This is a genomic window from Myroides sp. C4067 (assembly GCF_038039665.1).
In the GTDB taxonomy this organism is placed as follows: domain Bacteria; phylum Bacteroidota; class Bacteroidia; order Flavobacteriales; family Flavobacteriaceae; genus Flavobacterium; species Flavobacterium odoratimimum.
In genome coordinates this window covers 15,119-29,155 of the sequence record NZ_JBBPHJ010000016.1, presented here as the reverse complement: position 1 = coordinate 29,155, position 14,037 = coordinate 15,119, and the positions used below count along the sequence as shown (strand labels likewise).

Here is a 14,037-nt window from a genome sequence, read left to right as displayed (position 1 = left end):
TTATGAGTGAAATCAAACAAATTGTTATAATAGATAATCATGACTCGTTTACTTATAATTTGGTTCAACTCTTTGATGAGAACGAACATTGTAATATTACAGTAATTCCTCATGATGAGGTTGTTTTAGAATCTTTGGATAAGTTTGATATGCTTGTTTTATCTCCAGGACCAGATGTCCCTCGTAGTTACCCTATCTTGTTTCGAATATTAGATAGATATAAAGCAGACAAACCGATCTTAGGTGTTTGTCTAGGGCATCAGACTATCGGAGAGTACTTCGGAGCTAGATTAGAGAATCTGTCTTATGTCTATCACGGACAGTCTACTACCTTACATTATAGAACAGAAGACACTTTATTTACTACTATAGATACCCCTGTTTCAGTAGGGTTATATCATTCGTGGGCTTTATCGACTAATGATTTTCCAGAAGAATTAGAGGTAGTAGCGCTTAGTGATGAAGGAGTTATCATGTCTATTCGCCATAGAACATATAATATTAAGGGAGTACAGTTTCATCCCGAATCATATATTACTTCTCATGGTAGAGAAATCATAAATAATTGGGTGTTATCCCTATAATGGTTAAATTATTTATTGTGTTTTGCTTGTAATAGCATTTTTTTATCAATCATTATAGAGTTTATCTATCATATTTTGCAGTATAAATAATATAAAAATTATCTATCTAGTAATAGTATAGCTATAAAAATTCTATATTAACAAAGAAAGATATAGGGAATTATATAATTGATATAACTACTGTTTTTTCATCATTTTAAAGCCTATTTAGGATAAAAAATATCTATCTAATTCATTAAATAAATGAGAATAGATACTCTAATTTTGCACTGTGAAAAAGAAATTATTAATTACTAAATGATTTAGAATACAATGCAAGCAGGAGTAATAAAAGATGAAAGAACACGCAAATATTTGCCATGGCTAGGAGCTCTAGCCATCTTTATGCAAGCACTAGATGCTACAATTTTAAACACAGGATTACCCTCTATCGCGAAGAGCTTAGGAGAGTCGCCCTTAGGGATGCAGAGTATCATCGTGTCCTATACATTGACAGTCGCTTTATTGATTCCGTTGAGTGGATGGCTAGCAGACCGATTTGGTACGAAGAAGATCTTTATACTAGCAGTAGGACTATTTACGTTAGGTTCTGTATTCTGTTCTATGTCAGCTACCTTAGATCAGTTAGTGTTAGCACGTATATTTCAGGCTGTTGGAGGAGCGATGATGGTGCCTGTAGCTCGATTAACTTTAATTTATGCTTATCCTAAAAACCAGTTGTTAAAGGTGATTAACTTTATCACCATACCAGGATTGATAGGACCTATGCTAGGACCTGCAGTAGGAGGTTTTTTAGTAGAGAAGTTGTCTTGGCATTGGATATTCTTAATCAATGTACCAGTAGGTGTGATAGCAGTACTTTTTGCTAGAAAGATTATCCCTAATTTTACCAATACGGTAGGGCGTTTTGACCTTCTAGGATGGGTGTTATTTAGTGGTGGACTGACTACCTTAACTTTAGTTATAGAGAAATGGAATAGCCCAACGATATCATCAGTACAATTAATTACACTATTTATTGTAGCGATGCTGATGGGAGTAGCTTATGTATTCTATGCGAGGATGACAAAAGAACCTTTGATTAAATTGAGCTTATTTAAGATTACCACGCTTCGTTTAGGGTTGATTGGTAACTTAATTACACGTTTCGGAATCGGGGGAATGCCATTGATGATCCCTTTATTATTACAAGTAGGATATGGATATTCAGCGATGTACGCAGGGATGATGATGATACCACAAGCCTTGTCTAATTTGGTCTCTCGTAACTTCGTAGTACCTATTGTGAGACGTTTTGGATACAGAAGTACGTTAATTACGAACACAGTACTGACAGGGTTGTTAATCAGCTGTTTCTTCTTTATAACGCCTACTACGCCTTATTGGGTAATTATCTTACTGATGATCGGTAACGGTGCTTTTAACGCGATACAGTTTACCTCAATGAATACCATTTCTCTAGCCGATTTAGATCAGGATACCTCTAGTGAAGGAAACAGTCTGCTATCTGTGACACAGCAGTTAGCAGTAAGTTTAGGAATATCTTTATCAGCGATGGTATTGATGTTGTTTCAGAACAGTCAGATTGCAGAATCAGGTGATAAGATAGGCGTGTTTAGATATACTTTCTTAGTTATGGGATTGATTACGATACTGTCTAGTTTAGTATTTACTAATCTGAGTAAAGATGCAGGATCAAGTATGTCTGGAGCGCGCTCGTATAAAAAAGAATAAAAACATTGTCTCTGTTTTTTAAAATAGTTACTTTTCTTTAAAAATAAGTAGAGATGGAGATAAGAAAGATGGAAGTAAACGATGCTGATGTAGTTGCTAATCTTTTAGAACAAATGGGATATCCTAATACCTTGGGTTTTTTGCCCCATAGAATAGCAGAAATGAATAATTGTGAACGAGAGGCGCTCTTAGTAGTAGAGGACGAGGGACAAGTCATCGCCTTTATCTCAGTACACTTTATTCCTCAGATAGCCTTAGAAGGTGATTTTGCAAGGATAAGTTATTTTGCAGTAGATCAGAATATCAGGAGTAAAGGAGTGGGAAGGTTAGTAGAAGAACACGTCACAGCCTTAGCGAAAGGGAGGGGGTGTGATAGAATAGAACTACACAGTCATAGTAGAAGGACAGACGCACATCGCTTCTATTTAAGACAGGGGTATGAGGATGTACCTAAGTACTTGGTTAAGTATCTAAACCCAGATTCGCATTAGTCAAATACTACAAAGCAATTCTACTTCATAACTCTTTCATTAGTTCTTAAACCATATTATAGTATGCTTTACGCACTAATTCAGAGCTATTTTGTATAATTACTTTTCGTTTAGATGTCTATCTCGTATCTAGGTTAAAGTAGAACTTCAGTCTTAGAGGAATAGGTCAGAAAACATATATTATGAAGCAGTAGTAGACTTTGGTTTACTATTGCTTTTTTATGTGCTTTAGTTTTGTATTCTATTAAAATTGCTTCTCATTTTTTTCTTTTTGAGTAGAAAATAGCCTCTTAAAAGACCAATTATATAGTTTTTAGACTCTTTTTTTTTCATTTTAAAGATGAAATAAAGGATATATAGCTGTTTTTATAAAAAATAAGGAGTGTTTTTTTTGATATGAAATTATGTTAACTAGTTAATAATAAGTTTGTTAATTGGTTTTGTGTTCTTTTTAGCACTTATCTATAATAGCTCTCAAGCCTAGTATTTAAAGGTGTTATAAGAAGATCCTTCGACAATACATGGACAATACCTCGATAATGGTGGAGCAGAGCATGGGTTAGTCCAACAAATGTGCTTTTATACTCCACTTACTGTTCTTGTATTCCATGTTATGATTCAATCTAAATTAGATAGGAATAGAAGCTCCATTGATACACTTACATTATCCTATTCTGATTTAAACACACTTCTAATGACAGCTTTTAAAAGAAAGAGAAAAATAGAAGTGTAAAATTGAGGATTCTGCAATCGCTCTTTTTAGGGTTTGATAGGTAGAAAAAGTAATCTTCGGGAGAGGAATTACTTCTTTTTAGACTAAATTCTTAATATGAACCATTAATAGGAAAATACAGTTTAGTGTATAAAAGAAGAAGAAATGAGGCTTATTTAGGTTTATTACAACTTTTATAGAAAGTTATTTAGTCAGTTTAAGCAACTTTTTAGAATATATGTAATATGTACTTAAATGTAGTAAATAAGAGGGTTTCATGGTTTTATCTGTTTATAAATTATGAATAATATAATAGATTTCTTTTTAGGGATCTGAAATGAATATAATGATTTTTACTACTATTTAGTTGTGTTTATTTGAAAGAATACATAAAGAGTATGATGTATTATTATTTGTAGTGCTAATTAAATTTGTTAAAAAGAGCATTGTGGTATGGAATTTGTTTTTTTGTTAAAAGAGCAGCGTATTCTTTAGAAGTATTAGTACTATTTATAATGAATATATACTTTATTATAACTAATTATTTTTTTAAGGAACGTTATTTATGTTAAAAATATTTGATAATTTTAAATACAAGTTCACATTGATTGTAATATTATATTGATGTACGTTAATGTGTATAGGTAGTGAGTAAAACCAAATGAGGGCTGATATATGTCATCTTTGAAATAACACTAAAATTATACTTTTAACATATAAATAAAGAAAACGATTAGAGTCTATTTGAAATTAGAATATAAAATTGTTTATAGGATGTTTTTGAGTGTATCAAGACATTTTACTCTTGTAGAATGTATGTATCTAAAAGAAGTAAAAACGAAAAAATACTCCATAATAAATAGAAGTAAAATATAGTACTGATTTTCTAAATAGGCTTTTAGTAACAATAATAAGGATTCATTAATTATTAAAAACAAAGTACAAAGATGAACACACTCTCACGCAAGATTGTAATGGCCGCGACAGGATTATTTCTTTGCTTTTTCCTATTAATTCACTTTTTAGGAAATACACAGTTATTTTTAGAGCCAGAACACGCAAGACTTAGCTTTAATGCGTACTCGCATTTTCTAACCGGAAATCCATTGGTAAAAATGGTTTCTTATGTTTTATATGCTTCTATTATAGGACATGCCATCTATGCTTTAATTATTACTTCTAAGAACAAGGCTTCTGGAGGTACTTATAAAAAAGATAATAGAGGTAGAGCTAGTAAATGGTACAGCAGAAATATGGGAGTATTAGGGACAATAGTTTTAATCTTTATTGTTCTGCATTTTCAAAACTTTTGGTATGTGTATAAGTTTGGAGAAATAGGCATCGATGCTAATGGAAACAAAGATTTATACGCAGTAGTAGTTACAGCATTCCAAGAGCTGTGGTTAGTAGTGGTATATGTTATCGCGATGGTAGCATTGTGTTATCACTTGATCCACGGAATTACGAGTGGAGTAAGAACGTTAGGTTTATTTCACCCAAAGTTTGTACGTTGGGTTAATATCTTCGGAGTTGCTTATTCAGTAATTATCTGTGTAGGATTTGCTGCAATGCCAATTTTTATTTACATCACTAATCTTAAAAACTAGCTATGAAATTAGATGCAAAAATACCTCAGGGGCCATTAGAAGAAAAATGGTTTAACTATAAAAAAACTGCTCGTCTGGTAAACCCTGCGAATAGAAAAAAACTTGATGTAATCGTTATCGGAACAGGATTAGCAGGAAGTTCATTAGCCGCTTCTCTAGGGGAGATGGGTTATAATGTAAAAGCTTTTTGTTTTCAAGATACACCTCGTCGTGCGCACTCTGTAGCTGCACAAGGAGGGGTGAACGCTGCAAAAAATTATAAAAACGACGGTGACAGTGTGTACCGTATGTTCGTAGATACATTAAAAGGAGGAGACTTTAGAGCGCGTGAAGCGAACGTGTATCGTCTAGCAGAATGTTCTCTTAACTTGATCGACCAAGCGGTAGCTCAGGGGGTTCCTTTCGGTAGAGAATACGGAGGATACTTAAACAATAGATCATTCGGAGGAGTACAGGTAAGTAGAACCTTCTACGCAAGAGGTCAAACGGGACAACAGTTATTATTAGGTACTTACCAAGCGTTAATGCGCCAAGTGGATAAGAAAACAGTACAACTATACTCTTCTCATGAGATGCTAGATATCGTGGTGATCGATGGTAAAGCAAGAGGTGTAGTAGTGCGTAACTTAGAGACTGGTGAGATAGAGAAACACTCAGCACATGCTGTAGTATTAGCAACAGGAGGTTTCGGTAAAATTTATTACCTATCTACTTTAGCGATGGGATGTAATGGATCTGCTATTTGGAGAGCACATAAAAAAGGAGCTTATTTCGCGTCTCCTAGCTGGACTCAGATTCACCCAACTTCATTACCTCAGTCTGGAGACTACCAATCTAAACTAACATTAATGTCAGAATCACTGCGTAATGATGGACGTATATGGGTACCTAAAAAAGCAGATGATACAAGAGAGGCAAATGATATTCCAGAGGATGAAAGAGATTACTACTTAGAGCGTCGTTATCCTGCATTCGGAAACTTAGCACCTCGTGATATCTCATCTCGTGCAGCTAAGGAGCGTATCGATGCTGGACATGGTGTAGGGCCATTAAAGAATGCGGTATACTTAGATTTCTCTAAAGCAATCAAAGAGCAAGGACAACCAAAAATCGCTGAGAAGTACGGAAACTTATTCCGTATGTATGAGAAGATCACAGGTATCAATGCGTATAAAGAACCGATGAAGATATCTCCTGCAGCTCACTTCTCTATGGGAGGACTATGGGTAGATTATGAGTTAATGACTACTATTCCTGGATTATTTGCATTAGGAGAAGCGAACTTCGCGGATCACGGAGCGAATAGATTAGGTGCAAACTCATTGCTTCAGGCTTCTGTAGATGGATACTTTATCGCACCTTATACGATTGCTAACTATCTAGCAGATCAGATTAGAGTAGGTAAGATCTCTACAGATCATCCAGAGTTTGATAAAGTGGTGACTGAGAATAAAGAAAAAATAGACCAATTATTAAATATAAAAGGGGATAAGTCAGTGGACTACTACCACAAAAAATTAGGTAAGTTATTATATGATTATTGTGGTCTAGCTAGAACAGCTGAAGGGTTAACTTATGCAATCGAAGAGATTAAAAAGTTAAGAGATGAATTTTATAAAAACGTTCATGTTCCAGGAGAGAATGATACCATGAATGCTGAATTAGAAAAAGCAGGACGTGTAGCAGATTATCTAGAGATCGGTGTGTTAATGTGTTATGATGCATTGACTAGAAACGAGTCTTGTGGAGCACACTTTAGAGAAGAGTACCAGACAGAGGAAGGGGAAGCTGAGCGTAATGACGCTGAGTTCCAATACATCTCTGCATGGGAGTGGCCAGGGTCATTAGATAAAGAGCCTATCTTGAATAAAGAGGAGTTAAAATTCGAATTCGTACAACCAACTATCCGTAGTTATAAATAATTAAAAAAGTCTATGAAACTGCATTTAAAAATTTGGAGACAAAAAAATCGTAAAACACAAGGAAAACTTGTTGATTATACGTTAGAAAATGTAAATCCGCATATGTCTTTCTTGGAGATGTTGGATACATTAAACGAACAATTAATTGTAAATAAAGAAGAACCAGTAGAGTTCGACCACGACTGTAGAGAAGGTATCTGTGGACAATGTGGTGTAGTAATCAATGGAAACCCTCATGGACCATTAGAGAATACAACGACGTGCCAGTTACACATGCGTGAGTTCAGAGATGGTGAGACGGTATTAATAGAACCTTTTAGAGCAAAGGGATTCCCAGTGAAGAAGGACCTAAAAGTGGACAGAAGTGCTTTTGACCGTATTATCTCTGCTGGAGGATATGTATCTGTAAATACAGGACAGGCTCCGGAGGCTAATACAATCCCTGTGTCACATGAGACAGCAGAATCAGCTTTTGACTCTGCGGCGTGTATCGGATGTGGAGCATGTGTGGCTACTTGTAAGAATGGTAGTGCTGCCCTATTCACATCAGCTAAGATTACTCAATTAGCCCTGTTACCTCAATCTCAAGAGGAGCGTAAAGAAAGAGCGTTGAGAATGATCTCGCAGATGGATGCAGAAGATTTCGGGCACTGTTCTAATACAGAAGCGTGTGAAGTAGAATGCCCACAAGGTATTTCTGTACTTAACATTGCACGTATGAACTACGAGTACAATCGTGCTAGCTTTTTAAAGTTTAAGAAATAACAAATAAAAAATAAGCCTATGAGCACTCTCACACTCTATAATAGCTTAAAATTTAAAATAATAGTAGGAGCAGGATTATGCTGCTCCGCTATTTCATTCGCACAAGAAGTCAAGACAGATACAATCAAAGTCTTCGAAGAAAAGGTTATTATCAATCCTGAACCGCAGAAATATCCTAAGTTTAAAGTAGGAGGAGTATTCCAGACTAGATACTTAGATAACTTTAAAAAAGGTGTGGATATAGATGGACTACATCACTCAGAAACACCAGAAAAGACAAGTTATGCTAACAATTCTTTTGATATCAAGAGAATGCGTGTTTCTATGAATGCGAAGATTACTGAAAACTTAGAAGTAACGGCTCTTGTTAATTTTGCGGACTTTAAGAATAAAGACGTAAGTACACGAGTTTTAGAAAATGCGTATGCTAAGTATACGGTTAACCGTTACTTTCAGATTACAGTAGGACAGTTTAGACCTCTATTCGGATTAGAAGAGACGTATGCAGTAGATATCGTTAAGTCCATAGATTATTCTAACTCTTATTATCTATTCGGTAATAACGGATGGATGAGCTTCCAGGTAGGTGCTGCTATTACAGGTAGCGTAGACTTAGGGAAGGTGCCAATGAGTTACGGGTTCTCTGTGACGAATGGTAATGGAAAGAATAAGACGGATAGTGATGATGGTAAGCATTACTCAAGTAGACTTTTATTTAACCTGAATAAGAAGCATGATTTTAATGTAGGTATTAGTGGAGGTATAGGTGAGGTGCAAAAAGAAAACGTATATGCAGTAGGAGTAGAGGCAGCAGCTAAGTTTCCTATTGGTGATCGTTGGTGTTTTGATTTTCAAACAGAGGCTAAGCAAGGGACTAATCACGATGCGTTCTTTAAGCTGGCAGCTGATAAGCGCTTAGGTAAGTTAGATGATTATGTGATGAAGAGTTTCTATGTGCTACCAAACATTCGATATGAAGTAGGTAAAAAGCACTTCCAGGCTATCGAGTTCGCATGTCGATATGAGTATCTAGATGCGGAGTCACAGTTAAACTCTAATGCACGTCAGACATTGACACCTATGTTTAGTTTAGAGTTCCTTAAAAATTATGGAGCAAGAATCCAACTGGGGATGCAAATAGACAACTTTAAAGAAAATATAAAAGATTCGAAAACTTATAATTCTAATCTAGCATTTATCCAATTGCAATGTAGATTCTAATTGTACCACAAAGATGTATAAGTGATGAAAGAAGTAAATCTTAAGAATCTTGCGATTACAGCTGTAATCGGGATTGCACTATGGTTTTGTCCAATTCCAGAAGGAGTAACTCCAAATGCCTGGCATTTATTTGCCATATTCGTAAGTACCATTTTAGGTATTATCCTAAAAGCCGCACCGATGGGAACAATGTGTATGTTAGCAGTAGGTCTAACAGCATTCTTTCAATTGTTAGCACCTGGAGATCCAGGTAAGTCAATAGCACTGAGTTTAAGTGGTTTTGGAGATAAAGTAATATGGTTAATCGGTATCTCTTTCTTTATTGCAAGAGGTTTTATCAAAACAGGATTAGGAAATAGAATTGCGTTTTTATTTATTCGCGCCTTTGGAAAAAGTACATTAGGGTTAGCGTATGGATTAGGATTAGCAGACTTAGTATTAGCACCTGCTATTCCTAGTAATACTGCTCGTGGAGGAGGAATCATCTACCCTATTATGAAGTCTATGGCTATGAACTTCGGTTCTGATGCGACTAAACCAGAAACACATAAAAAGTTAGGTTCTTTCTTGACATTGAACTGTTATTATATGAACTTGATTGCATCATCTATGTTCTTAACAGGTACAGCGAGTAACCCAATGTGTCAGAAGTTCGCTGCTGATATGGGAATTAATATTTCATGGATGTCATGGGCAGCTGCAGGTTTTGTACCTGGATTAGTTGCTTTTATTTTGACTCCAATAGTATTATATAAAATCTTCCCACCAGAACTTAAGAAAACAGGAGATGCGCCTAAGGTGGCTGCTGAAAAATTAAGAGAAATGGGTAAGCTATCTATATCAGAGATCTTGATGTTAATGACTTTCGTTATTCTGTTAGCACTTTGGATTACTGGAGACTTATTTAGTATCGATGCGACTACTACTGCGTTTATTGGTTTAGCAATCTTACTGTTGACATCTGTGTTGACATGGGATGATGTAAAGGCAGAAAAAGGAGCTTGGGATACTATTGTATGGTTCGCGGTATTAGTGATGATGGCGAGTTCATTGAATAAATTAGGTTTCATCGGATGGTTCAGTGATTTAGTAAAAGGTAAAATGGGTGATATGGATTGGCATTATGCTTTCCCTATTATTGTGATTGTTTACTTCTTTAGTCACTACATCTTCGCGAGTGCAACTGCTCATGTAGCTGCTATGTATGCTGCTTTATTAGGAGTAGGAGTCTCGTTAGGAGTTCCACCTGTATTATTAGCGATGATGTTAGGTTTCATGGGATCTATCTACGGGACATTAACACATTATGGACATGGTCCTGCACCAGTATTCTTCGGAAGTGGGTATGTAGAGCTAAAGTCGTGGTGGACTTATGGTCTAATCATCGGAGTTATGCTACTCGCTATTTATTTAGTGGTAGGTACGAGTTGGATGAGTTTAATAGGAGCTTTTTAATAAGTAGTTTATAATTTGATTTAGTAGGGCTAAGTATTCTTTTATATCTTTCGGGAATAAAAGAATGCTTAGCCCTTTTTTGATAATACGAAGGTAATCTAGGGATAAATAAGAAAACGATGAGAAAAGCAGAAGTAGTAGTAGTTTGGTTTAGACGTGATTTAAGATTAGAAGACAATGTCGCCTTTTATCATGCAGCAGAGAGTGGATACCCTATTCTACCTCTATTTATCTTTGATAAAGATATTTTAGAGCAGTTTAGCAATGTAGAGGATAGGCGTGTGCAGTATATTCACGAGCAGGTCGGGAAGATAAATGACGAGCTGAAGAAGTATAATTCAAGCGTTCAATGTTATCACAGTACAGTATCTGAGGCATTCGAACAATTAGCAGATAACTATTTAATAAAGGCTGTTTATAGCAATGAAGATTATGAGCCTCAGGCTATTCAAAGAGATCAAGAGGTAGCTTCTTTTCTTCAACAAAAGAATATCCTTTTTTATCAATATAAAGATCACGTTATTTTTAGAGGAGGTGAAATCTTAAAACAAGATGGCACAGCGTATCAAGTATATACTCCTTATGCTAAAAAATGGAGATCATTATTGACAGAAAATCATTTGTTTGATTATACCGTAGCCTTAGAAAAGGTATTGTTTCATCGTTTTCAAAGTGATATTCTATCTTTAGAACAGCTAGGGTATCGTCCTTCTGAAAACAGGAAGATAACCAATGAAGTAGATCTAGCTATCGTCTCGAGGTATGATCAGTATAGAGACTATCCAAGTATAAAAGGGACTAGTCTATTGGGTACAGCATTGCGCTTCGGTACAGTATCTATTAGGAAATGTGTACGTATTGCTTTAAAAGAAAACGATGTATGGCTATCAGAGTTGATTTGGAGAGAGTTCTTTAGTCAGATCATGTATTTATACCCTGCAGTAGAAAAGCATTGTTTTAAGTCTAAATATGAGGGTATAAAATATCGCAATAATGAGGCAGACTTCTTGGCATGGTGTGAAGGTAATACGGGATATCCGTTAGTAGATGCTGGAATGAGAGAGTTAAATGCTACAGGGTTTATGCATAATAGAGTGCGTATGGTAGTTGCTAGCTTTTTAGTAAAACATTTATTGATCGACTGGCGTTGGGGAGAGGCATATTTCGCTCAACAGTTACTAGATTACGACTTAGCTTCTAATAATGGGAATTGGCAATGGGTAGCTGGCTGTGGCTGTGATGCGGCACCCTACTTTAGAATATTTAACCCTACAGAGCAAGCAAAAAAGTTCGATAAAGACGGAAGCTATATGGATAAATGGGTTCCTGAGTGGCGAGAACTCTATTATAGACAACCAATAGTTGAACATAAGTTTGCTAGAGAAAGAGCTTTAGAAGTGTTTAAGGAAGGATTGCAAGAGTATTAATTTATTTTAGTAGTATTGTGTAAAATATTAATAAAAAGGTTGGTGATATAGGTGAGATAGCGTAATTTTTCATACATTTAACTTTTCTTAGAATCAAGAAGTGTAATGTTTAAAAAATACATTTTATATTGCTTATTAATCCCCTTTTTTCTTAGTTGTACTAAAAGTAAGGAGAGGCAAGTAGGTGTACAAAAACAGACACAAGGACTAGATTTAATAGATAAAAAAGAGGTTGTTGATTCTGTTCATTATGTAGAAACCAGTCGCTTGGCTAAACGTTTACTTTTATTAGGTAACGCGTATTATTATAAGCAAAATGCTTTAGCGAATAAAGAAGATGTTTATAATGAAAAAAATAAGTTAACCTATGAGTATCTTAATGCATTAAAGAATAAGGATAGTGCATCACTAGCGAGTGCCTATTTTGATTTAGGCGAGCATTATCAATATACTGCTATTTCAGATAGTAGTTATTATTATTACAATAAATCAGCTCAATATTATAAGGGGATAAAGAATATTGAAGATCTTCAAAAAACGTATTTGTATTTCAGTATATTGCTAGCTAGCAGAGGTGTGTTTTTAGAAGCTCATATACAACTGTTACAAGCTATATCATTAAATGGGTATAATGTATCAAAGCATACTCTGTATAGTCAAGCATTTGTACTAGCCGTGATAGAGTTGGGTTTAGATAAAAATGATGAGGCTATCACTATGCTAAAAAAAGCTGAAGCATATTTAGACTCAGAAGAACTTAAAAACTTCTATTTAAGGGAACAGATATTGATGAATAAGATTTCTATTAAAAATAATTTGTCTCGAGCCTATATAGAGAAAGGCGAATACAATGATGCAGAAGAAGCGATTCAAGAAGCTTTTAGGTATTTAGAACAATTGGAGAATAAGGATAAAGAATCTTTTTATTCTATGCTCCTGCATACGAATGCATCACTTCAATTAAAGTATAAAAACTATGATACTGTAATAAGTTATATAGTTGAAGCTATGGATCATAGTCTAACTATAGGTAACTATCATGCTTATAATCTGAATAAAATACTATATGCTGAATATCAATTAGAAAGAGGGGAGTTTGTAAATGGGATTAAATTATTAGAAGAGGTATTCTCTGCTGCTACTCAATATGATGATCTAAGAGTACAGAAAAAGGCAATAGAATTACTTATGATGTATGATAAGATCGATTCTAAATCTAATTTTTATCATTATAAACAGATTAATGAATTGATTAATAATGATATCAGTGCGGTTAGGAGTAAGTTCGCTAGATTAAAATATGAATCAGATTCGCTTATTCGCTCTAATCAAATTCTAAAAGATCAGAATAATCTTATTACTTATGCGAGTATAGCGCTTATTTTTAGTTTTATTGGAATGCTATGTGTTATTTTCTATAGAAATAAGGCAAAAGAAATAGCTCTGGTGCAAATGTATCAAAAGGATACAGAAAAATATTATGATTCTATTATTCATATTCAGAATAGTATAACAAGAGCTCAAGATATTGAACGTAAGAAGTTTGCGAAAGAATTACACGATGGAGTATTGAACAAGCTATTTGTTACTCGGTTTTCTCTTTTACAATTAGAAAATGATAACCTTGAGTTAGTTAAAGAATCTTTAGTCAAAGAAGTACAAGAAGTAGAGTTATTTATTAGAAATAGTTCTCATGCGCTATACAATGAAGAGAAGTTCTTAGTTAGTAATTTTGGACAGCTTTTAGAGGAGTTAGTTTATTTGCAAAATAGAAATGTCAGTACAGTTTTTAGTATTGAAATTGACTCTAGAATAGAACTAGAGAGACTAAGTCATAAGATAAAAGTGAATATCTATAGAGTTCTTCAAGAAGCATTTCAAAATGTACAGAAGTATGCTGAAGCGAAAGAATGTAAATTAGTAATAGAATATCTATCAGACCAATATTTTCGTATGGAAGTTATAGATAATGGTAAAGGATTTAGCTTTAAATCTGTTAAGCGTGGATTAGGAATTAAAAATATGGAAGAACGACTTCGAGGGTTGAATTCAAAACTTATTGTAAAGAGTAAAAGAGGAATAGGTACTTCTATTTCTTTTTCTATTCAAAATAGCTAGA

General features: G+C 34.6%; 10 protein-coding genes. All 10 read left to right on the top strand.

The window, feature by feature from the left end; genetic code table 11:
• The first annotated feature begins 2 nt into the window (after positions 1-2).
• The 10 genes from AABL87_RS12120 to AABL87_RS12075 all read left to right on the top strand — a co-directional run bounded on the left by AABL87_RS12120 (position 3) and on the right by AABL87_RS12075 (position 14,036).
• On the top strand, positions 3-584 hold the full coding sequence (locus tag AABL87_RS12120) for an anthranilate synthase component II (protein WP_006261693.1): 582 nt from the start codon (positions 3-5) through the stop codon (positions 582-584).
• Between the two features lie 312 nt (positions 585-896).
• Positions 897-2,318: a multidrug transporter subunit MdtD gene (gene mdtD / locus AABL87_RS12115; RefSeq protein WP_006264162.1), complete on the top strand. Its 1,422-nt coding sequence runs from the start codon at positions 897-899 to the stop codon at positions 2,316-2,318.
• A 53-nt stretch (positions 2,319-2,371) separates the two neighbouring features.
• The gene (locus AABL87_RS12110; RefSeq protein ID WP_341277414.1) at positions 2,372-2,809 is read left to right on the top strand and encodes a GNAT family N-acetyltransferase; all 438 of its coding nucleotides are present in this window, start codon (positions 2,372-2,374) and stop codon (positions 2,807-2,809) included.
• 1,659 nt (positions 2,810-4,468) lie between these two features.
• Positions 4,469-5,128, top strand: a complete 660-nt coding sequence (locus AABL87_RS12105) for a succinate dehydrogenase cytochrome b subunit (RefSeq protein ID WP_006258447.1) — start codon at positions 4,469-4,471, stop codon at positions 5,126-5,128.
• 2 nt (positions 5,129-5,130) lie between these two features.
• Positions 5,131-7,050: a fumarate reductase/succinate dehydrogenase flavoprotein subunit gene (locus AABL87_RS12100; protein ID WP_006258446.1), complete on the top strand. Its 1,920-nt coding sequence runs from the start codon at positions 5,131-5,133 to the stop codon at positions 7,048-7,050.
• 12 nt (positions 7,051-7,062) lie between these two features.
• The gene (locus AABL87_RS12095; RefSeq protein ID WP_006258445.1) at positions 7,063-7,815 is read left to right on the top strand and encodes a succinate dehydrogenase/fumarate reductase iron-sulfur subunit; all 753 of its coding nucleotides are present in this window, start codon (positions 7,063-7,065) and stop codon (positions 7,813-7,815) included.
• An 18-nt stretch (positions 7,816-7,833) separates the two neighbouring features.
• Positions 7,834-9,036 (top strand): porin, encoded by a 1,203-nt coding sequence (locus tag AABL87_RS12090; protein WP_058699715.1) that lies wholly within the window; start codon positions 7,834-7,836, stop codon positions 9,034-9,036.
• A 24-nt stretch (positions 9,037-9,060) separates the two neighbouring features.
• Positions 9,061-10,491, top strand: coding sequence for an anion permease (locus AABL87_RS12085; protein WP_341277413.1), 1,431 nt, complete (start codon positions 9,061-9,063; stop codon positions 10,489-10,491).
• A gap of 119 nt (positions 10,492-10,610) precedes the next feature.
• Positions 10,611-11,918, top strand: a complete 1,308-nt coding sequence (locus tag AABL87_RS12080; protein ID WP_006258442.1) for a cryptochrome/photolyase family protein — start codon at positions 10,611-10,613, stop codon at positions 11,916-11,918.
• 105 nt (positions 11,919-12,023) lie between these two features.
• Positions 12,024-14,036 carry a sensor histidine kinase gene (locus tag AABL87_RS12075; protein ID WP_006264159.1) on the top strand — a complete coding sequence of 671 codons (2,013 nt, stop codon included), beginning with the start codon at positions 12,024-12,026 and terminating at the stop codon, positions 14,034-14,036.
• Position 14,037 lies beyond the last annotated feature (1 nt).